Source organism: Thermoflavifilum thermophilum (assembly GCF_900116565.1).
GTDB lineage: Bacteria > Bacteroidota > Bacteroidia > Chitinophagales > Chitinophagaceae > Thermoflavifilum > Thermoflavifilum thermophilum.
The window spans coordinates 866,729-886,655 of the sequence record NZ_FPCJ01000001.1 but is presented as its reverse complement, the minus strand read 5'-3'; the positions used below and the strand labels follow the sequence as shown (position 1 = coordinate 886,655).

Here is a 19,927-nt window from a genome sequence, read left to right as displayed (position 1 = left end):
AAATTATGATCAGTCATCTTCGTTCATTGTGGTTGGTATTCAAACACATGTTTCATAAGCGGGAAACGGTGCAATATCCCGAAGAAAAGCCTTACTTGCCGCCACGCTGGCGCGGGCGTATTGTATTGACACGCGATCCGGATGGGATGGAGCGCTGTGTGGCTTGCTATCTATGCGCAGCTGCCTGTCCGGTGGATTGTATTTCCCTACAGGCTACGGAAGATGAGAATGGCAGGCGTTATCCGGAATTTTTCAGAATCAATTTTTCCCGCTGCATTTTCTGTGGCTATTGCGAAGATGCGTGCCCAACCTATGCCATTCAGCTGATTCCAGATTTTGAGATGGCAGAATATGACCGGCAGAATCTGGTATATGAAAAGGAACATTTGCTGATCAGCGGGCAGGGCAAATATCACGGTTATAATTTCTACAGGGTTGCCGGCGTGGATGCAGGCGTCAAACCTAAAGGAGGGGGTGAAAAGGAAAGTGAACCAGTGGATGTGCGCAAGTTATTGCCTTGATTTTTACAGCCGTGCGCGGTTGAATGGTGCAGTTGAAATATGTTTTATAAAAACTGAAAAAAGATTCATTTGTATCTGTAACCGGATTTCTTTTGAATGACATGAACATCATATTTTACTTATCGGCGGTTGTGGCAATTTATTGCACACTCAGGGCTGTATTTCACAAACATGCGGTCCATGCCCTGCTGTATCTGATTGTATCTCTGCTTGCCGTTGCTGTGGTTTTCTTTGTGCTGGGAGCACCTTTTCTGGCTGCGCTGGAGGTGATTATTTATGCGGGCGCCATCATGGTATTATTCGTATTCGTGGTGATGATGCTCAACAGGGGAGAAGCTGCTATACAGCAGGAGAAGGCCTGGCTGCAGTTTAGCACGTGGGCGTGGCCGGCTGTTTTTGTATTGTTGTTGTTTGCCGAGTGGTTGTATTTGTTGTTTTATCAGCCACCAGCTGTTGCTCCGGTGGGCGGTAATCAGTCCATTATGCCCCAGCAGGTAGGAGAGGCTTTGTTCACCCGGTATTTGCTGGGTGTGGAAATGGCTGCCATGCTGCTGATGGCGGGTGTAATCGGTGCATATCATATCGGCAAACAAAAACAAAGAAATTATCATCGCTATCTGGAAGAAGAAGAAAATCTTCGTTCCACAGCATCTGAAAAACAAACACAACAAGTAATATGATTTCGGTACCTGTTTCTGTTCAATTGTTGCTGCCGTCTGTGCTGTTTCTGATAGGCCTGTTGGGCGTGTTGATTCGCCGCAATGTGATATTTATGCTCATGGCCATGGAAATCATGTTGAATGCGGCCGGGCTTGTATTTATCATCGGCAGTTCCTTGTGGAAGCAGGCCGATGGGCAGGTGATGGTGATTTTTATCCTGGCTATGGCAGCAGCAGAGGTAGCCGTGGGATTGGCTTTGATCCTGCAGGTATTTCAGATGCACAAGACTGTGGATGTGGATCAGCTCCAGGAGCTGAAAGATGAACGGGAACGGGGCTAAACAGATTGATAGAATCACATAAAATTATACAGATTCATGGATGTATTTCATCTTTTGTGGCTGGTGCCGGCTTTTCCGCTGGCCGGGTTTCTGATCCTGGCTTTGTTTGGATTGCGGTTGCATTCCCGGGCTATTGCCTGGATAGGTACAGGATCTATAGGACTTTCTGCTATTCTGACGTTGTGGATCGGTGTGCATTTTCTTACACAGCCACCCGCCAATTATCAGTATAGCCTCACGTTGTGGACCTGGTTTGATATAAATGGATTTGCTCCGGGCATTGCCCTGTATCTGGATCCGCTATCACTGGTTTATATTTTCGTCATCACTTTCGTCAGCTTTTTTATTCATCTGTATTCCACAGCTTTCATGCGGAGCAATGAAGGTTATGTGCGGTTTTTTGCTTACATGAACCTGTTTGTATTTTCCATGCTGGTACTGGTACTGGCCAATAATCTGCTGCTGCTCTATCTGGGATGGGAAGGTGTGGGCTTGTGCAGCTTTTTGCTGATTGGCTTCTGGTATCGGGATGAAGTCAACGGATATGCGGCACGCAAGGCTTTCATTGTAACCCGCATTGGCGATACAGCGTTTATCATTGGGTTGTTTTTACTGGTAAAACAATTCCATACCCTGAATATCCAGGATATTCTGCAACAAGCACCGGTGGTTTGGTCGGCGGGTGCAACGGCGGTGGTGTGGGTTACTATTTTGTTATTGGGTGGAGCAGTTGGTAAATCGGCCCAGCTGCCTTTGCAGACCTGGTTGCCCGATGCCATGGCTGGTCCCACGCCGGTGAGTGCGCTGATCCATGCTGCGACCATGGTTACAGCAGGCGTGTACCTGATTGCCAGAACCCATGTATTGTATAGCCTGGCACCGGCTGTGCAATTGCTTGTAGCCATCATAGGTTTGCTTACCCTGTTGATTGCCGGATTCAGTGCCTTGGCACAGCACGATCTGAAGCGCATCCTGGCCTATTCTACCATCAGCCAGATCGGCTATATGTTTCTGGCATTGGGTGTAGGTGCCTGGACGGCAGCTATCTTTCATTTCATGATTCATGCCTTTTTCAAAGCTTTGCTCTTTTTGGCTGCAGGAGCTGTGATCATGGCCATGGAAGAAGAACACGATATTTTCAAGATGGGCGGATTGCGTAAAAAAATGCCGGTTACGTTCTGGACCTTCCTGGTTGGGTCGGGCGCTCTGGCCGCTATTCCGCTCATTACGGCAGGGTTTTACAGCAAGGATCTGATTTTGTTTGATGCTTTTGCTTCTACGCAGGGCAGCTTCTGGCTTTGGCTGGGTGGCTTTGTGGGCGCATTCATCACGGTTCTCTATACTTTCAGGATGGTGTTTGTTACATTTTATGGTGAACAGAAAAAGCCGATCACCCATAATCCGGAAGAGGAAAAGGCTATGATGATTCCTTTGGTAGTGCTGGCTGTTTTGTCGGTTATCGGCGGCTGGATTGAATTACCGCATGCATGGGCTCATTTTACTCCGTTTTCAGATTTTCTGACTCATGTGCTTCCACCCACGAATCTGAAGCCGGATATGGAAAGCCAGGAATTCATGCTTCAACTGCTTACCGCTGTAATTGTATTTGCAGGCATCTATCTCAGCTGGCTGGCCTATGTGAAAAAACCCGCCCTGTCGGCATCCTGGAAGAATACATCGCTGGGGCGCGCCTGTCATGATTTCTTTTACAAGGGATGGATGTTCGATCAGTTGTATGATAAATTGTTTGTGAAACCTGTGGTTTGGATTTCACGGATTGACCCGCATGATTTCATTGATTATATCTACGAAGGTTTTGGACGATTGAATGTCTTGATTCATGCGGGTTTTAGCCGTACCCAGAGCGGATATGTGCGCTGGTATCTGTTGTGTATTGCAATTGGTATATTATTCATCTTCAGTTTAATCTTGTTCGTATGATCCTGGTTTGGTTGCTGCTCATCCCTCTGATAGGCGGTGTGATGGCCTGGATGTTTTCAGGCCTGAGCCGATGGATTGCTACCCTGGCGGTATTGATAGATCTGGTATTGGCTCTGCAGTTGTGGCTTTCACATCCATCAATGCCCATCCAGCCGGTTCAAGGTACGGCCATAGGTGCAGGATTAGCCTGGATAGCTGAAGTCCAGTACCGGTGGATACCCTTGCTGGGAGCCAGTTTGCATCTGGCTGTGGATGGGTTTAGCCTGTTGATGATTGTGTTAACCTTATTCATTGGGTTGTTGTGTGTGTGGATGTCGTGGCATGATCCGGTCAGCAGGGAAAAAACAGGGTTTTATCATTTTCATTTGCTGTGGCTGATAGCAGGTATGGTAGGCGTATTCATGGCCATGGATCTGTTGCTGTTTTATTTCTTCTGGGAATTGATGCTGATTCCCATGTTCTTTTTAATCAGCATCTGGGGCGGAGCGCAGCGCAAGAAAGCCAGTCTTAAGTTCTTTTTGTTTACCCAGTTCAGTGGCTTGTTTATGCTGATTGCCATTCTGGCCCTGTATGTTTTACATGGACGGCAAACTGGTCTGTATAGTTTTGATTACACCGAATTGCTGGGTACCACGTTATCGCGCGAAGTGGCTGGATGGCTGCTTGCCGGATTCCTGCTGGCTTTTCTGGTCAAATTACCCGCCTTTCCGTTTCATAGCTGGCTGCCCGATACTTATACCCAATCTCCCACAGGTGGTGTGGCTTTGCTGGCCGGAGTGATGTCCAAGACAGCCGCTTATGGAATGCTGCGGTTTGCCCTGCCATTGTTTCCGGAAGCTGCACGCATGTTTGCCCCGGCCATGGTGATACTTGGTGTGGCAGGCATTCTCTATGGAGCCAAGTTAGCCTACGCACAGAGCGATTTGAAGAGGCTTATTGCTTTTTCCAGTTTTAGCCATATGGGCTTTATCCTTTTGGGAATTTTTTCCATGCAGGAACTGGCTTATCAGGGCGTGATCATTGAAATGGTAGCACATGCCATCAGCATCACGGGATTGTTTTTTGTGGCCGGCATGCTGCAGGTGCGGCTGCAACATACGCAGCTCGATGCGATGGGTGGATTCTGGGAATATATGCCGCGCATGGGCGGGGTAGCGATGGTTTTTGTGATGGCTTCCCTGGGGCTTCCGGGTCTTGGCAATTTTGTAGCTGAATTTCTGATTCTGGCCGGTGCTTTTCAGGTACATGTGGTATGGACGGTGCTGGCTTCGCTGGGATTGATAGCTTCCATGATTTACTCACTGGTGATTTTGCAACGTGTGTTTCATGGGAAAAGCAAGCAAACGCTTACCCATGCCGATCTGAAACCATTGGAAGGCCTGGTGATGGCTTGTCTGGTTGCAGCCATTGTCTGGATAGGCTTTTTCCCGCAACGCATTGTACGTTCGGTTCAGCCGGTAGTGCAGCAGCTCAAACAGATAGCAGTAAAACAAAACAATTCGGCAGCAGATTACGAATGGGTGTGGAACGATCTAACTTTATTTAAATAATGCAAACCATGTGGCATCAACATCTCTTACCTGCTTTGTTTCCACAGATTATACTGGCGGCGGCATCCGTACTGTGTTTGTTATTGATTGCTTGGAAACGCAATCATGCCGTGGTGCATCTGTTCACTTTGCTTTCCCTGATTCTGGCGCTTGCTTCATTGGGCAAAATATATGATGCAACAGCTGTGGATGGCTTGTTTGTCATAGATGGACTGGGTGTGTTTGTGGAGGGAGTGATTTTGATTGCTGTATTTTTTATTACCATCTTTTCCTATCCTTATTTTTTCCAATCCCAGATTGAGAAAGAGGAATATTATGTGCTGTTATTGCTGGCTACGCTGGGAGCGACATCTATGGTCATCAGCAATCATTTTGTATCGTTTTTCCTTTCACTTGAAATCCTGAGCGTATCCTTGTACACATTGATTGCTTATCCGAAAAAAATGTCGGCTTCGGTGGAGGCAGGCGTGAAATATCTTATTCTGGCTGCTGTTTCATCGGCTGTACTGGTTTTTGGCTTGGGATTGATATACGTACAAACAGGTCAGATGAGTCTTGCCGAGTTGGGTAAACTGGCTACGGGTGGAATAGGTGCGAATATCTGGATGATAGTAGGTTTAGGACTGGTGATAGCAGGTCTGGGATTTAAGCTTGCCCTGGTGCCCTTTCATTTATGGACACCCGATGTATATGCAGGTGCACCGGCCCCCACTTCCGCTTTTGTAGCTACTATTTCCAAAGGCAGTGTATTTGTGTTTCTCTGGCGCCTGTTTAGCAGTGTGGGCACTATGTCCCATGCGGTGCAGCTCATCTTCGTTGTCATTGCCATTGCTTCGATGCTGATAGGCAACTGGCTGGCACTTTTGCAACAAAACCTCAAACGGCTGTTGGCATATTCATCGATAGCCAACCTGGGATATTTGATTGTAGCATTTGTAGCTTCCGGCGAAACAGGATTGCATGCAGCGATGTTCTTTCTGGTAGCTTATTTTATTTGCATGCTGGGGGCTTTCGGCATCATCAGCTTTTTAAGTGAACCCGCAGAAAGCGGCCAGCAGGAAAGGCTTTCCCTGTCGTCCTACACTGGATTGTTCTGGCAAAAACCCGGATTGGCTGTTTTGCTTGCACTCATCATGCTTTCACTGGCCGGCATTCCGCTCACAGCTGGATTTATCGGTAAGTTTTACGTATTGTTATCGGGTGTTTACAGTACGCAGTGGTTGCTGGTCATTGTTTTGATTCTTTCCAGTGTCATCGGTTTATTTTACTATTTGCGGGTGGTGATTCAGTTATTTTCCAGACCTGAAACGCCTGTCAGCTATCCGGCTTCACCTTATGCCGTTTCGACCGGGCTTGCGTTTCTGGTCTTGTTTATTTTACTGATCTGGTTTGGCGTAGCGCCCGGACATCTCATGGATCAGATTTCCCAAATGGTACATATGATTAAGGGATAATTTCTTCGTCAAGCCATTTGGTAAAATAAATCAGATCCACATATTCTCCCGAAGGCTGACGTAAAAACTTCGACAGGCGCCCTTCTTCTACCAATCCAAAGGATTGATACAGATGAATGGCTCTTTCATTATTGGCCATCACCTTGCAGTATAGCAACTTAATTTGTGGATGGGTGGTGAGCCAACGAAACATATGCGTCATCAACCGTCTGCCGATACCCATATTCCAGTATGGGCGAATGATAGCAATCCCAAATTCAGCCGTGTGTTCAATTTTGCTGCGATTACCCCGGGTCACACTTAACGTGCCCACGATTTGTTGTCCTACCAGCGCCAGCAGATAAAGATTATGCGGATGAGCCCGAAAGCTGCGGATCAAATCCTGTTCTGAGCGCAGGGTATGTTGCCTGGCTTCATCGGGTGTGGTCATTAAAAATTCGCTGTCCTGTACGGCTTGCTGAAAATAGGCCAGCAAAGCAGCAGCATCGCTGGTTTCAGGTTCACGGATAATCAGCTCCTCCCCATTGGCCAGAAAATAGTGCATGTATCGAAATTAGATAAAAACTTTTAGCTGTGCTGAAAGATTGCACAGTAAGCTGATTTTGTTTGTTGCAGCAAAGATGGGCAGACCCTTTCAGCAAATGATCCGGATTATTGACGGGATGGGATAAAATGATTTCAGCCTATCCGTGTAAAACCTGTATAAGGATGAAGGATAGCAGGCAAATGAATGCCATCGGCCTGCTGGTTATTTTCCAGTAAAGCAGCCAGGATACGAGGAAGGGCCAGCGAGCTGCCGTTCAGTGAATGCACCAGTCGGGTTTGTTTGCCATCCCGGAAGCGTATTTTCATCCGCAAGGTCTGGAAGGTTTCAAAATTCGATACCGAGCTTACTTCCAGCCAGCGCTGCTGAGCGGCACTATATACTTCGAAATCATAAGTCAGCGCTGAGGTAAAGCTCATATCGGCTCCGCACAGCTTCACAATGCGGTAGGGCAGTTCCAGGCTTTGGATGAGGCCTTCCACGTGTGCCACCATTTCATCTAATGATTGATAAGATTGATCGGGATGTACCAGCTGCACGATTTCCACTTTATCGAACTGATGTACGCGATTCAGCCCGCGCACATCTTTCCCGTAGGAGCCGGCTTCCCGGCGGAAGCAGGGTGTATAGGCCGTCATTTTGATGGGCAATTGTTCTGGCTGCAGGATGCTGTCACGGTAAATATTGGTTAACGGCACTTCTGCGGTTGGAATCAGGTAAAACTGGTCTTCCGGTATAAAATACATTTGCCCTTCTTTATCGGGCAGCTGGCCGGTACCGAAGGCGGTTTGAGCATTCACCAGCAGAGGAGGCAGGTATTCCACATAGCCTGCGCGGGTGTTGTAATCCAGAAAATATTGGATCAGGGCTCTTTCCAGCCTGGCTGCTGCTCCTTTAAACACCGGAAATCCGCTGCCGGTGAGCCTGGTGCCTGTGTCGAAATGAATCAGGTCGTATCGGGATGCCAGTTCCCAGTGGGGCAGGGCATTTTCCGGAAGGGTGGGCCATGAACCTCCCTGGCGGATGATCACATTATCGGCTGCCGATTCCCCGGCAGGCACGCTTTCGTGCGGCAGGTTGGGCAGTTGAAGAAGCAATTGCTGGATTTTTTGTTCTATTTCATCCAGCTGGTTTTTCAATGCATTGATCTTTTCATTCCATTCAGCAACCTGTTGCTTTTTCTGTGCTGCTTCGGCATGATTGCCGGCTTTCATCAGCTGGCCGATTTCACGGGAAGCCGTATTGCGTAGGTTTTGCAATTGATCGTGCTCGGTAATCCATTGCCGCCGTTGTTCGTCGAGTTGCAAAATTTCATCGATGAGGTGGGTTTGGGTAAAATGTTTAACCGACAAACGTGCAATCACCCAGTCTTTTTTTTCACGAAGTAATTGAATGGCCAGCATGCTTTAAATTTTGTGCAAAGATAGGCGCTTAGCCGGCAATCGCAGGTTTTATGAAAGGAGTTTTTAACTCAATTTCACCTCAAGGGCATTCGCTAATTCGCTGGGAGCCGAGGATGGCAATTGCACTACGAGGGCATCGGGTTGTTGGATCCATGTTATTTGTGCATCGTATCCCAGCAAGCGCACATGTGCAATCCGGCCTGGAGAAAGTTCATGCTCCCGGCCCAATGGTGCGATATGCAGTTGTTGGTTTTCGGGCCAGCCCATGAAAAATACGTACAGGCTTTTGCCTTTGGTGGTAAACCGAATATCTTCGGCGGTCAGTGCCGGGCGGTTGCGTTCGTTGAAGCTGTTTCCTTTAACGGGTTGGCTGTTGGGGCCGTAGCCAAAAATCTTCCACGGGCGGGTATCATAGATCGCTTCGCCGTTAACCTGCATCCACGCTGTGATTGCTTCCAGGATCGCCAATTCCCGGTCGTCTAACATCCCGCTGTTGGGCAAGGGGAAGTTGAGCATCAGATTGCCGTTGCGGCTCACGATATCCACTAACATGTCAATGATCATCTTGGGTGTTTTATATTTTGCACGTACATCATAGTGCCAGTGGCCAATGCAGGTATCGGTTTGCCAGGGCCTGGGCCAGATGGTATCGACCACGCCCCGTTCCACATCCAGCACGCAGGTACCCACCAGACTGTCTTCCGGGCGCTTGCTGGTATATACGGCCGTTACTTCGCGGCTATCGTTGCGCTGAAAATTGGAATTGTACAGGTGGGCAACGATGGCCAGCCCCCAGTCTTCGAAAGGAATTGGCCCGTCGCAATACAGCAAATCCGGTTGATATTGATCAATGAGATCCTTGATGCGTTTGAACCAGTGGGCCTTCCAGCTTTCGGGAATGCCGGTTTCGTCCCAGCTGAGGTGGGTATGTACGCTGCTGATGTCGTGATACAAATCCCAATACTCCGGATTTTGCCCGTCGTAAGGCAATCCGGCCTCCGGACCGGAAAGATCGCTACCATGGCTGGTGGAAAACCATTTATAGCTGATCCAGAGATGATCGCTCACGGCAAATTTGAGATCATGTTTCAGAGCAGCCTGCCGGAACAGCCCTACAATATCTTTGCGGGGACCCATCTGCACGGCATTCCAGCGGTTGTAGGTGGAATGCCACAAATCGAAATTATCATGATGCACGCCCATGCTCATGAAATAACGGGCACCCGCTTTTTTGTACAATCCCACCAGGTAATCGGCATCAAAACGATCGGCTTTCCATGTGGGGATGATATCCTTAAAGCCAAATCGGGATGGATGGCCGTAGGTCTTCACATGATACTGATATTGATCACTACCCTGGATGTACATGTTTCGTGCGTACCAGTCGCCATACTCGGGGGCTGATTGGGGCCCCCAGTGCGCCCAGATTCCAAATTTGGCATTGCGAAACCATTCTGGCACTTCATATTGTTGCAAAGATTCACGGGTGGGTTGAAAAGGGCCAGGAGCAATATCGGGCGAAAAGTTCGTTTTCCGGTTCAATATGTTTGCTCTCAGCAGGTGAGGAGCGGCCATGGCCGGAATCCCTGCAGCCATCCATTTCAGCAGGGTGCGTCGCGAAATCGGTTGCATAATTTCGAATCTTTGGTTCAATATACGCTATATTCAGCATAGTTGAAAATTAAAATTGCTGTATTTTCCGGCAAAATGATGTCATGGATATTCAATATGCAGTCAATCAGATTCCCGTTGTGGAAGAAATCATAGATGTATATGTTTCTTCAGGCATTCGCCGTCCGGTGGAGGATTTGCAAAGGATCAGCAAAATGTATCGGTATGCCAACCTGGTTATTACAGCCCGTCATGGGGGACAGCTGGTGGGGGTGGCGCGTTCATTGACCGATTTTTGTTATAGCTGTTATTTAAGTGATTTGGCTGTGCGTAAGGAATATCAGCGGCAAGGTATTGGTAAAAAACTCATTGAGCTCACTCTTCAGGAGATTGGAGAGCAGTCGATGCTGTTGTTGTTGGCTGCTCCCGAAGCTATGGATTATTATCCCCACTTAGGATTTATGCGGGTAGAAAATGGTTTTTTGATTCCCCGCAAAAAATAAAGGACAGACTTTCAATAAGGAAGTGCAAATCAGTATTTTCCCACAATGGGAATGCGGCGGCCCCGGCCAAAGGCCTTGGAAGAGACCCGGATAATGGGGCAGAACTGATTGCGTTTGTATTCATTGCGATTGACCAGCGGCACAACCTGTTGTACCAACGTCGGATCAAAGCCCATCGCAATGATTTCCGGAATGGTTTTGCGCTGTTCAATGTATTGATACAGGATCGGGTCCAGCTGTTCGTAGGGGGGCAGGCTATCGGTGTCTTTTTGTCCAGGCCTGAGTTCGGCAGAAGGGGCTTTCTGGATGATGTTTTGGGGAATGATTTCCTGATTTCGGTTCAGATAACGGGCAAGCGCATATACCTGCAGTTTATACACATCGCCCAGCACGCTCAATCCGCCGGCCATATCGCCATACAGGGTGCCATAACCCACGGCCAGTTCGCTTTTATTGGAGGTGTTGAGCAGGATATAACCAAATTTGTTGGCAACGGCCATCAGCAAGTTGCCGCGGATCCGGGCCTGGATATTTTCCTCAGCCAGCCCGAATGGCCGGTCCTGAAAGACGGGCTTCAGGGTATCCAAAAAACTATGGTAAATTTTGCGGATGGGAATGATTTCATACCGATTGCCCAGCCGTTTGCTCAGCTCTACAGCATCTTCCACGGAAGCAGATGAAGAAAATTCGGATGGCATCATCACGGAAAGCACCCGATCGGCACCCAGGGCCTCGCAGGCCAGCACGGTGGTCACCGCACTGTCGATGCCGCCGGAAGAACCAATGACACAGCGTTCCAGCCTCATCTTGGAAAAATAATCCCGGATGCCTATCAGCAGGGCATCGTGAATCCGATCGATCTGAAACCCTGGCCGCAGGGTTTGGGTAGAGGCCGGAGGTTGCCGGGTGATGGGAGGATCGTGTGGAAGGGATTGTAGTTCGATGATTTCAAATGCTTCTTCAAAAGAAGGCAAATGCCTCACCAGTTCGGCGCGGGCGTTGAAGACCAGGGAAGCACCGTCGAACACCAATTCGGTTTGTGCACCCACGGTATTGCAATAAATCAGGGGCACATGATATTGCCGTACATTTTCCCGGATAATTTCAATCCGTTGTTGTTCGTGATCATAATCAAACGGGGAAGCAGAGATATTGATGATGCAATCGGGTTGTTCACCGATGAGCATATCCAGCGGTGAAATCCGGTAGAGTTTGGGTTCTGCCACATTCCAGATATCCTCGCAGATGGTAAGCGCGATTTTTTTATTTTGAAATTGTATGCAATGCCAGCTGTTAGCCGGCTCGAAATACCGGCTTTCATCAAACACATCGTAGGTTGGCAAGAGGGTTTTGTGTATCACATCCTGAATTCGGCCGTTATACAATAGATAAGCGCTGTTGAACAGGCGCTTGCCGCTTGAGGAGGGATTTCTGGAAGGGGCACCTACAATGACACCTATATTTTCTGTATGTGCACAGATCCGTTGCAATGTGTTTTCGCAGGCTGCAATAAAATCATCAAACTCAAGCAAATCCATCGGTGGATAGCCACATATACATAATTCAGAAAAAACCACCAGGTCGGCCTGCAGGCTGCGGGCTTGCTCAATGCCCTGAATGATTTTATCAGCATTGGAGTTAAAATCTCCGATATGATAATTTTGTTGTACGAGTGCGATTCTCATGCAGCCATGTAATTCAATGCAAAGGATTCATTCCTGCAAAAATAACGTATTCTGCAGCCGTTGCAGAGGATGGATTTAACAAAACAGGAACTGCATATATCAACAGCAAATCCATAAGTTTGCGTTTACCCTTCATTATTATTCATATCTGCTATATGCACATGAAAAAAATGAACCAGCTCGGATGGGTCTTAATGCTGTTATGCATCGTATGCAGCAGCTGTGTGCGTAAACAACATCGGCCTGCGCCCGATGTCTCGCATATTTCAGTTTCACCCGTCCGGATTGATCGTTTTGATCAGGCGCTAACTTCGCTCGATACTGCTCATCTGCATCAGGCGCTTGCACAACTCTATCAGCAATATCCTGCTTTTATGCCGGTATATTTTGAACAAATCATGAATTATGGGCCCTACAGTGATACCAATCATCTGTTGTTTGAAGAAGTACGGGCCATGCTGCGTTCAAAAGATATTCACGGATTGCAGGATACGATCAACAAACATTTTCCAGATTTGCGTTGGCTGGAGAAGCAGCTAAGAGAAGGTTTTCGATATTTGAAATATTATTTTCCCCAATATGCCATACCACGTGTGGTTACATTTTATTCGGGGTTGAACAATTTTGGAGCAGTCACAGTAGATACGGTTTTGGGTATTGGATTGGATATGTTTTTGGGAGAAAATTATCCATTTTATTTGCAAGTATCCGATCCTTATCCGGCATACATGCTGCATCAGTTTGCACCGGAATATATAGTGCCCGATTGTTTTAAAGTAATTGAACAGCAAATGTATCCACCGGCTCAGGAAGGCACCTTGCTGGATATGATGGTGCAGGCCGGCAAACAGTTGTATTTTCTGGATGCCGTATTGCCCGATGCGCCGGATAGCGTCAAAATCGGTTTCACCCAAAAACAACTTGACTGGTGCACACAAAATGAACGCATGATCTGGCAGTATTTTATCCAGAACAATTTATTGTATGTGCGCGATATGCAGCAGATTCTTCATTATGTGGGGCCGGGACCCAGCACGCAGGGTATGCCAAAAGAAGCACCGGGCAACATTGGCAGCTGGGTGGGCTGGCAAATCGTGCGAAAATATATGGACGATCATCCGCAAGTTACATTGCCCGAGCTCATGCAGATGCATGATGCGCAGCAACTGCTTACCGATGCCAGGTATCGGCCCTGACAGCAAACCGCGTTATTCAAAATTCAGGGAGAAAACCACCATGTGCGATTTCATGCGTTCAATTACATCCGAATAGATTAAGCCGGGTGTGGGTTTGAAGATATTGCGAAATCCATTGCTGATCTTCACTTCTGGCGAAAGTACAAAAGCCGGAAAATAAATGTGAAATCCAAACCCCAGTTCATAGCCCAGATCATATTTGGAAAGCTGAATCATATCTTCTGCTTTTCGGGCTGTTGCATTGGTGCTTACATCGTCAGCAAAACGTACGCCTGTGAAAGCATATACCCTGAAATTGCCGAACCGGTCTGAATTTAATACTACATGCAAAGGGAAATTCAGCAATACGGATTCAATTTTTTTATCCACTTCAGAAGAATCCTTGATGGTATAGCGAATGTTGCGGTCCGTAAAAATCAATGCAGGATTGAAGCGCACATCAAGATGTTCTGTGAGTCGCATTGTGGCACGGAATCCCATGGTGAGGCCTCCGTTGTTGAGAGGCAATACAACCTGAATACTGTCCTGTTGCAGGAAATAGGGTGAAGGATCCAGGTTAAATGTAGAAGTTGCATAGCCCAATGTGATGCCGAAATAATAATCGGCATTATCAATATCATTGGCAAAGAACTGAGCTTGTGCCGGAACAGATTGCCACAGGTATAAACCTAAAAAAACTACGATTGCTTTTTGTAGCCGCAATACACGGAACAAATGCCCAAGGTGTACTTTCTGCATATGACTTGCTGATAACCAATCTCAGTTAATAGATCTATCATGCGTTGACCGTAAGGAAAGGCGCTCACCGATGCAGGCAAATAGGCATAAGCCTCCCGATGATGAGCCAGCCATTTCCCGATCATCGGAGTGATATAACGAAAATACAGGTGATATAATTGTTTGACGGGGAAAGATTCCGGCTGAGAAAATTCCAGGATCACGGCCTTGCCGCCGGGCTTCAGCACGCGAAGCATTTCTTTTAGCCCTGCCTGCAGATTTTCAAAATTACGCACTCCAAAAGCCACCATCACGGCATCAAAAGCATGGTCGGGGAAAGGCAGAGCTTCGGCATCGGCCTGCTGTAAGATAATCCGGCTGTCCAGATGAGCTTCTGCTACTTTCCGGCGGCCCAGTTCCAGCATTTGTTCGGCAATATCCACACCCGTAATCTGTGCCTGCGGGTATTGCCTGGCAAGCATCAAAGCCACATCGGCCGTACCGGTAGCCACGTCCAGAATGTGTTGGGGCTGTATGTCGGCCAGCAGGCGAATGGCTTTCCTGCGCCATTGAACGTCGATGCCTGCTGAAAGCAGCCGATTCAGCAAGTCGTACCGGCCGGCAATTTCATTAAACATCTGCGCCACCTGTGCTTTCTTGCTTAACTTTGAATGCTGATAGGGGACAATGGGTGGCTTTTGGGCTGATGAAGACATGATGCGCAAAGTTAGGAGTTCATCTTTAGAAGCCAGATAACAGATTAGCCGATGGAAATTATTTCTGCCCGTTTGGTAAGCTGCAGTGCGGATGTGCAAAAATGTCCCAAACCTCATTTGCCTGAATATGCATTCGTAGGACGTTCCAATGTGGGAAAATCGTCGTTTATCAATATGCTAACCGGCCAGCACAGATTGGCCAAGACCAGCGCCACGCCCGGCAAAACACAAACCATCAATCATTATATCATCGAAAGCCGCCCGGATCCGCTGCAGCGGCTCAGGCGCGGAAGCTGGTATCTGGTTGATCTGCCGGGTTATGGCTATGCCCGTCAATCCCTGCAACAACGTAAAAACTGGCAACAGCTGATTCAATCCTATCTCCAGCAACGCAAAAACCTGGTATATACCTTTCTGCTGATTGATAGCTCCATTCCGCCTCAAACCCTTGATCTGAATTTTGCAGATCAGCTGGGTCAATGGCAAATTCCTTTTGTGTTGATATTTACCAAAACGGATAAAGAAAAACAAAACGTGGTACACAAACATATGCAGGCATTTCTGAAGGAAATGGAAAAGCGCTGGCAACATCTTCCACCCTATTTTCTGGCTTCTGCAAAGAAAAAAACAGGAAGAAAAGAAATCCTGGAATTCATCCAGGAATGGAATACCCGGTTCCAGGCTATTGCCTGAAAATTAATTCACGATTTTATTGGCGCAACAGCTGCTGGCAAAAGCCTCGGGCTTGGCCTTGAAAGCAAAGCCCATTCCCAGGATATAGCCCATGGCTTCGCGAAGTGCTTCATTGCTTTTGAAGTGAGGATTGGTGTTGATGTCGGCATGCACTTCCATATCCACATCATACTCATTGAATAAATCGCAAAGCTCATAGGCAATCGTAATGCTTTTGCTTACTTCCACCAGCATGCGTTCCCGGATGGAATAATGCTGATGATCTTTTTCGTTGTGGATGAACATGAAGCCGCCATGTCCTTCACGCAGAAATACAATAACAGTTGCAAATTCGGTTTCATGGCCTCTCACCTGACTGTCCGTGCCAATACATACCTTCAAGCGGAAACCCTTTGCTGTTTCACGTTCTATAGCGCGGCGAACTTCTTCTTTGATGGGAAGTTTGATGGGTTCGCCATTAAATCTTCGCCAGTGCATGTTGATATGGTTCTGGTGATAAAAAGAACATAATCAAGCATCTAAAGTAACAAAAAATCCGGACGCTTGTATGTTTTATTTTTGTTAACCGACTGCAGGACATCAAACATCGTTTATTTGTTATTCAATCCCGCTGTTTCAAACTGATGGGTGCTTAGCAACACCAGGGTGCAGGCTTCAATGACTGATATGCCCGCTTGCTGCAAAACAGCTTCCAGTTCAGGATTTTCTGTGCCGGGGTTGAAAATAACCCGAACAGGATGCAATTGCAATAACTTATCCCGATATAAATGCTGATGCCGGGGATGCAGGTATAGGCTAACGGTATGCACAGCTATGTGTTCTGGCCATGAAGTCTGTATTCGGATGTTACCGATTGTGCCCTCATGCTGCCCCAGCGCAATCACCGGATATCCATGTTTCTGCAGTTGCATCACGGCTAAATAACTGTAACGTGCAGGGTTGGGAGAAGCGCCAATGACCAGAGTAGTCCAATTCATACATTTGCAATTCTATTGGGGAAATTAATCGAATGATTTGGTAATGCCAAAAGCTGATATTAATTTTATCGCATAATTAATTTTTTATGCTGACACGATTAAATGTTATTCTTACATTATTTTTATCTGCAGCTATTTTTGCCTGCAGCACATCTCATCATCAGGCACAACAACGATCTTTTTCAATTGATTCATTGGTTATGGAACATTTGTTACCCGATTCTACGGCATTTGCCGACACAGTAGATGGAAAGGAAGTGCGGATGTATTATCTCGAAAATCATCAAGGGATGGCAGTGGCTATCACCAACTATGGTGGCCGCATTGTAAGCCTGGTAGTGCCCGATAGTGCGGGTAATCCCGTAGATGTGGTATTGGGTTATCCCAGTTTAAAGGATTATCTGGCTGATAGCAACACCTATCTGGGTGCACTCATTGGCCGCTATGGCAATCGCATTGCCAAGGGCAGGTTCACCCTGAACGGGAAAACCTATCAGCTCTATATCAACAATGCGCCCAACAGCCTGCATGGCGGACATTATGGTTTCGACCGCAAGGTGTGGGAAGCAAGACAACCATCGGATAGTGTGCTGGAGCTCACCTATGTATCGCCCGACGGAGAAGAAAATTATCCGGGCACGCTCACGGTGCATGTAACCTACACCCTGACTGACAGCAATGCTCTGAAGATCAGCTATGAAGCCACGACAGATAAACCTACCATCGTTAATCTTACCAATCACGCCTATTTCAATCTTTCCGGTGAAGGATATCCCACCATCGGCAATACCGTGCTTCAGCTGTTTGCCGATCATTATACACCCATTGACAGCACATTGATACCTACGGGTGAGATTGCGCCTGTAGCGGGTACGCCGCTTGATTTTACCCAACCCGAAGAGATAGGTCGGCGGATAGATTCACCTTTCATTCAGCTGCAATATGGACATGGATATGATCACAATTTTGTGTTGAACAAATCCCAAGCCGATGCATTGAGCCTGGCTGCCATAGCTTATTCGCCCATTACCGGCGTAGAAATGAAAGTGTACACAACCCAGCCAGGCGTGCAATTTTACAGTGGGAATTTTCTGGATGGTACCAGACATGGATTAAGTGGCAAGCCTTACGTGCGGCGTTCCGCATTTTGTCTGGAAACCCAGCATTTTCCGGATTCTCCCAACCATCCCAATTTCCCGAGCACGGTTTTAAACCCGGGTCAGACCTTTAGAAGTGAAACCATTTATGCCTTTGGCATTCATGGGGAGGAAGAATAAGGCTGGCTCATTCGATCACGTTTTACTGAAAACAAGTATAAAACTTATGCATGCAGATGCAGGGAACAGGAGCAAAACTGCATCTGCATGATGTGTATAAACAACTAAAAGGGAGTTTAAGTCAGGTTTAAGCGCAACAAATGTCGAGATTACACATCCAGGTTAGCGTAGCGAGCATGTTTTTCGATAAATTCCCTGCGGGGTTGCACTTCTTCACCCATTAACATAGAAAAGATACGATCGGCTTCTGCGGCACTTTCAAGCGTAACCTGCTTCAAGGTACGGGTGGCAGGATTCATGGTGGTTTCCCACAATTGTTCGGCATTCATTTCACCCAAACCTTTGTAACGCTGAACGGTTACAGAACCTTCTTTGCCGCCACTGAGGCGTTCCACGGCTTTTTTTCTTTCTTCTTCGGTCCACGCATACACGTGTTCATTGCCTTTTTTGATCAGGTATAACGGAGGCTGGGCGATGTACACATAACCCTGTTCCACCAGCTCTTTCATGTAGCGGAAGATAAAGGTGAGGATCAGGGTAGCAATATGGCTTCCGTCCACATCGGCATCTGTCATGATGATGAGTTTGTGGTAACGCAGCTTGGAAAGATTCAAGGCTTTGTCGTCGTTTTCTGTGCCGATGGTTACGCCCAAGGCGGTAAAGATATTTTTGATTTCTTCGTTGTCATAGATTTTGTGCTCGGCGGCTTTTTCCACGTTCAGGATTTTTCCCCGAAGTGGCAGGATAGCCTGGAAGCTGCGGTCGCGGCCCTGTTTGGCCGTGCCACCTGCCGAATCGCCCTCTACCAGGAACAGCTCGCAGCGGGCGGGATCGGTATCGGAGCAATCGGCCAGTTTACCCGGCAATCCGCTTCCGGTGAGCACGCCTTTGCGCTGCACTTTTTCTCTTGCATTGCGGGCTGCAATACGGGCTGTAGCAGAAGTAATGACTTTTTCAATGATGCGGCGGGCTTCGCGCGGATGTTCTTCGAGATAGGCCTCCAGCGCAGCACCCACTGCGCTGTCTACCACGCCCATCACTTCTGAATTGCCCAACTTGGTCTTGGTTTGACCTTCAAACTGGGGCTCGGGAACTTTTACCGAAATCACAGCGCTCAAGCCATCCCGAAAATCATCACCCGTGATCTCAATTTTATTTTTCTCAAATAATTTGTTTTTATCACCGTAAGCTTTTATCACCCGAGTAATGGCTCTGCGAAAGCCTGCCACATGCGTTCCGCCTTCAATGGTATTGATATTGTTTACATAGGAAAACACATGCTCGCCATACGAATCATTATATACCATAGCCGCTTCAACGGCGATATAGGTATTTTCATCGAATGTATTTACATAAATCGGCGAAGGTGTGAGCAGGTTGCGGCCTGCTATATTTTCATGCATCAACAGAAACTCCTGCAGTCCACCTTCAGAATAAAATTCTTCCCGATAAGGGCCTTTGCCTGTTCCCTCTTCTTCCCGTTCATCCACAAGTTCAATGCGCACACCTTTGTTCAGATAAGCCAGTTCTTCGAGACGGGTAGCCAGGATTTCACGATTAAAGGTTAAGGTTGTGAAAATAGTCGGATCGGGCTTGAAATGAATGATCGTACCGGTATGATCGGTGGTGCCGATTACCCGAACCGGATAAAGAGGAACGCCACGGCTGTATTCCTGTTCAAAGATTTTTCCGTCGCGGTGTACCAGTACATGTAGCTTTTCAGATAGGGCATTCACGCAACTCACGCCTACGCCATGCAATCCGCCGGAGACCTTATAGGTATTTTTATCAAACTTGCCACCTGCATGCAAAACGGTCATCACGATTTCCAGTCCCGAGCGGCCATCCTTGGGATGGATATCGGTTGGAATGCCTCGGCCATCATCTTCCACGGTGATGGAATTATCCGCATGGATAATAACTTTGATATGCTTGCAAAAGCCAGCAAGTGCTTCGTCAATGGAATTGTCCACCACTTCGTACACCAGGTGATGCAGTCCTTTGCTGCTGATATCACCGATATACATGGCGGGCCGTTTCCTCACGGCTTCGAGCCCTTCCAGGATCTGAATACTTTCTGCAGTATAGGCATGGGCGGATGATGACACAAGCGGTTGGTTATCTGTAATCATGTTGATG

At 47.5% G+C, this 19,927-nt stretch carries 19 protein-coding genes; 10 read left to right on the top strand and 9 right to left on the bottom strand.

Features of this window, described 5'->3' with window-relative positions; translation table 11 throughout:
- The first annotated feature begins 5 nt into the window (after positions 1 to 5).
- The 6 genes from nuoI (at position 6) to BM367_RS03825 (ending at position 6,466) form a co-directional block, all read left to right on the top strand.
- The gene (gene nuoI, locus BM367_RS03850; protein WP_092457967.1) at positions 6 to 521 is read left to right on the top strand and encodes an NADH-quinone oxidoreductase subunit NuoI; all 516 of its coding nucleotides are present in this window, start codon (positions 6 to 8) and stop codon (positions 519 to 521) included.
- Positions 522 to 622: 101 nt separating this feature from the next.
- The gene (gene nuoJ, locus BM367_RS03845; RefSeq protein ID WP_092457964.1) at positions 623 to 1,201 is read left to right on the top strand and encodes an NADH-quinone oxidoreductase subunit J; all 579 of its coding nucleotides are present in this window, start codon (positions 623 to 625) and stop codon (positions 1,199 to 1,201) included.
- Positions 1,198 to 1,521, top strand: a complete 324-nt coding sequence (nuoK, locus tag BM367_RS03840; RefSeq protein ID WP_092457961.1) for an NADH-quinone oxidoreductase subunit NuoK — start codon at positions 1,198 to 1,200, stop codon at positions 1,519 to 1,521. The genes nuoJ and nuoK overlap by 4 nt, the downstream gene beginning before the upstream one ends.
- 36 nt (positions 1,522 to 1,557) lie before the next feature.
- Complete coding sequence (gene nuoL / locus BM367_RS03835; protein ID WP_092457958.1) at positions 1,558 to 3,462, top strand: NADH-quinone oxidoreductase subunit L; 1,905 nt, start codon at positions 1,558 to 1,560, stop codon at positions 3,460 to 3,462.
- On the top strand, positions 3,459 to 5,012 hold the full coding sequence (locus BM367_RS03830) for a complex I subunit 4 family protein (protein WP_092457955.1): 1,554 nt from the start codon (positions 3,459 to 3,461) through the stop codon (positions 5,010 to 5,012). Before nuoL ends, BM367_RS03830 begins: the two co-directional genes overlap by 4 nt.
- A gap of 8 nt (positions 5,013 to 5,020) precedes the next feature.
- On the top strand, positions 5,021 to 6,466 hold the full coding sequence (locus tag BM367_RS03825) for an NADH-quinone oxidoreductase subunit N (protein ID WP_092460902.1): 1,446 nt from the start codon (positions 5,021 to 5,023) through the stop codon (positions 6,464 to 6,466).
- Here BM367_RS03825 and BM367_RS03820 read toward each other — a convergent pair.
- The 3 genes from BM367_RS03820 to BM367_RS03810 all read right to left on the bottom strand — a co-directional run bounded on the left by BM367_RS03820 (position 6,456) and on the right by BM367_RS03810 (position 10,045).
- Positions 6,456 to 7,010: a GNAT family N-acetyltransferase gene (locus BM367_RS03820; protein WP_092457952.1), complete on the bottom strand. Its 555-nt coding sequence runs from the start codon at positions 7,008 to 7,010 to the stop codon at positions 6,456 to 6,458. The genes BM367_RS03825 and BM367_RS03820 overlap by 11 nt on opposite strands.
- A gap of 134 nt (positions 7,011 to 7,144) precedes the next feature.
- A complete protein-coding gene (gene serS, locus BM367_RS03815) occupies positions 7,145 to 8,413 on the bottom strand; it encodes a serine--tRNA ligase (protein WP_092457949.1) in 1,269 nt (422 codons plus the stop codon).
- Between the two features lie 63 nt (positions 8,414 to 8,476).
- Positions 8,477 to 10,045: an alpha-L-fucosidase gene (locus BM367_RS03810; RefSeq protein WP_222842566.1), complete on the bottom strand. Its 1,569-nt coding sequence runs from the start codon at positions 10,043 to 10,045 to the stop codon at positions 8,477 to 8,479.
- Between the two features lie 83 nt (positions 10,046 to 10,128).
- On the opposite strand from BM367_RS03810, the gene BM367_RS03805 reads away from it, so the two are divergent.
- Positions 10,129 to 10,527, top strand: coding sequence for a GNAT family N-acetyltransferase (locus BM367_RS03805; RefSeq protein WP_092457945.1), 399 nt, complete (start codon positions 10,129 to 10,131; stop codon positions 10,525 to 10,527).
- Between the two features lie 29 nt (positions 10,528 to 10,556).
- Here BM367_RS03805 and BM367_RS03800 read toward each other — a convergent pair whose 3' ends face one another.
- Entirely contained in the window at positions 10,557 to 12,212 is a 1,656-nt protein-coding gene (locus tag BM367_RS03800; RefSeq protein ID WP_092457942.1) for an NAD+ synthase, read from the bottom strand.
- 161 nt (positions 12,213 to 12,373) lie between these two features.
- Here BM367_RS03800 and gldB point away from each other — a divergent pair, with 161 nt between their 5' ends.
- Positions 12,374 to 13,408, top strand: a complete 1,035-nt coding sequence (gene gldB, locus BM367_RS03795; protein ID WP_143103938.1) for a gliding motility lipoprotein GldB — start codon at positions 12,374 to 12,376, stop codon at positions 13,406 to 13,408.
- A gap of 12 nt (positions 13,409 to 13,420) precedes the next feature.
- On the opposite strand, the gene porT is transcribed toward gldB, so the two are convergent.
- Together porT and ubiE are read right to left on the bottom strand one after the other, a co-directional pair.
- Entirely contained in the window at positions 13,421 to 14,146 is a 726-nt protein-coding gene (gene porT / locus BM367_RS03790) for a type IX secretion/gliding motility protein PorT/SprT (protein WP_092457935.1), read from the bottom strand.
- Positions 14,086 to 14,841 (bottom strand): bifunctional demethylmenaquinone methyltransferase/2-methoxy-6-polyprenyl-1,4-benzoquinol methylase UbiE, encoded by a 756-nt coding sequence (ubiE, locus tag BM367_RS03785; protein ID WP_092457932.1) that lies wholly within the window; start codon positions 14,839 to 14,841, stop codon positions 14,086 to 14,088. Before ubiE ends, porT begins: the two co-directional genes overlap by 61 nt.
- A gap of 51 nt (positions 14,842 to 14,892) precedes the next feature.
- On the opposite strand from ubiE, the gene yihA reads away from it, so the two are divergent.
- Positions 14,893 to 15,534, top strand: a complete 642-nt coding sequence (yihA, locus tag BM367_RS03780) for a ribosome biogenesis GTP-binding protein YihA/YsxC (protein WP_092457929.1) — start codon at positions 14,893 to 14,895, stop codon at positions 15,532 to 15,534.
- A 3-nt stretch (positions 15,535 to 15,537) separates the two neighbouring features.
- Here yihA and BM367_RS03775 read toward each other — a convergent pair whose 3' ends face one another.
- Positions 15,538 to 16,011 carry a ribonuclease H-like YkuK family protein gene (locus tag BM367_RS03775; RefSeq protein WP_092457926.1) on the bottom strand — a complete coding sequence of 158 codons (474 nt, stop codon included), beginning with the start codon at positions 16,009 to 16,011 and terminating at the stop codon, positions 15,538 to 15,540.
- A 113-nt stretch (positions 16,012 to 16,124) separates the two neighbouring features.
- The gene (locus BM367_RS03770) at positions 16,125 to 16,511 is read right to left on the bottom strand and encodes a CoA-binding protein (protein ID WP_092457923.1); all 387 of its coding nucleotides are present in this window, start codon (positions 16,509 to 16,511) and stop codon (positions 16,125 to 16,127) included.
- Positions 16,512 to 16,711: 200 nt separating this feature from the next.
- Here BM367_RS03770 and BM367_RS03765 point away from each other — a divergent pair, with 200 nt between their 5' ends.
- Positions 16,712 to 17,788 carry an aldose epimerase family protein gene (locus BM367_RS03765; protein WP_092460900.1) on the top strand — a complete coding sequence of 359 codons (1,077 nt, stop codon included), beginning with the start codon at positions 16,712 to 16,714 and terminating at the stop codon, positions 17,786 to 17,788.
- Positions 17,789 to 17,937: 149 nt separating this feature from the next.
- On the opposite strand, the gene gyrB is transcribed toward BM367_RS03765, so the two are convergent.
- On the bottom strand, positions 17,938 to 19,920 hold the full coding sequence (gene gyrB / locus BM367_RS03760) for a DNA topoisomerase (ATP-hydrolyzing) subunit B (protein WP_092457920.1): 1,983 nt from the start codon (positions 19,918 to 19,920) through the stop codon (positions 17,938 to 17,940).
- Positions 19,921 to 19,927 lie beyond the last annotated feature (7 nt).

What these genes read in the sequence shown, in the direction of transcription:
- yihA (WP_092457929.1), top strand. Translation starts at nt 14,893, where the DNA reads ATGGAAATTATTTCTGCCCGTTTGGTAAGCTGCAGTGCGGATGTGCAA.
- BM367_RS03775 (WP_092457926.1), bottom strand. Translation starts at nt 16,011, where the DNA reads ATGCACTGGCGAAGATTTAATGGCGAACCCATCAAACTTCCCATCAAA.
- porT (WP_092457935.1), bottom strand. Translation starts at nt 14,146, where the DNA reads ATGCAGAAAGTACACCTTGGGCATTTGTTCCGTGTATTGCGGCTACAA.
- BM367_RS03800 (WP_092457942.1), bottom strand. Translation starts at nt 12,212, where the DNA reads ATGAGAATCGCACTCGTACAACAAAATTATCATATCGGAGATTTTAAC.
- BM367_RS03830 (WP_092457955.1), top strand. Translation starts at nt 3,459, where the DNA reads ATGATCCTGGTTTGGTTGCTGCTCATCCCTCTGATAGGCGGTGTGATG.
- ubiE (WP_092457932.1), bottom strand. Translation starts at nt 14,841, where the DNA reads ATGTCTTCATCAGCCCAAAAGCCACCCATTGTCCCCTATCAGCATTCA.
- nuoL (WP_092457958.1), top strand. Translation starts at nt 1,558, where the DNA reads ATGGATGTATTTCATCTTTTGTGGCTGGTGCCGGCTTTTCCGCTGGCC.
- BM367_RS03765 (WP_092460900.1), top strand. Translation starts at nt 16,712, where the DNA reads ATGGAACATTTGTTACCCGATTCTACGGCATTTGCCGACACAGTAGAT.
- serS (WP_092457949.1), bottom strand. Translation starts at nt 8,413, where the DNA reads ATGCTGGCCATTCAATTACTTCGTGAAAAAAAAGACTGGGTGATTGCA.
- nuoK (WP_092457961.1), top strand. Translation starts at nt 1,198, where the DNA reads ATGATTTCGGTACCTGTTTCTGTTCAATTGTTGCTGCCGTCTGTGCTG.
- nuoI (WP_092457967.1), top strand. Translation starts at nt 6, where the DNA reads ATGATCAGTCATCTTCGTTCATTGTGGTTGGTATTCAAACACATGTTT.
- BM367_RS03820 (WP_092457952.1), bottom strand. Translation starts at nt 7,010, where the DNA reads ATGCACTATTTTCTGGCCAATGGGGAGGAGCTGATTATCCGTGAACCT.
- BM367_RS03805 (WP_092457945.1), top strand. Translation starts at nt 10,129, where the DNA reads ATGGATATTCAATATGCAGTCAATCAGATTCCCGTTGTGGAAGAAATC.
- BM367_RS03810 (WP_222842566.1), bottom strand. Translation starts at nt 10,045, where the DNA reads ATGCAACCGATTTCGCGACGCACCCTGCTGAAATGGATGGCTGCAGGG.
- BM367_RS03825 (WP_092460902.1), top strand. Translation starts at nt 5,021, where the DNA reads ATGTGGCATCAACATCTCTTACCTGCTTTGTTTCCACAGATTATACTG.
- nuoJ (WP_092457964.1), top strand. Translation starts at nt 623, where the DNA reads ATGAACATCATATTTTACTTATCGGCGGTTGTGGCAATTTATTGCACA.
- gyrB (WP_092457920.1), bottom strand. Translation starts at nt 19,920, where the DNA reads ATGATTACAGATAACCAACCGCTTGTGTCATCATCCGCCCATGCCTAT.
- BM367_RS03770 (WP_092457923.1), bottom strand. Translation starts at nt 16,511, where the DNA reads ATGAATTGGACTACTCTGGTCATTGGCGCTTCTCCCAACCCTGCACGT.
- gldB (WP_143103938.1), top strand. Translation starts at nt 12,374, where the DNA reads ATGAAAAAAATGAACCAGCTCGGATGGGTCTTAATGCTGTTATGCATC.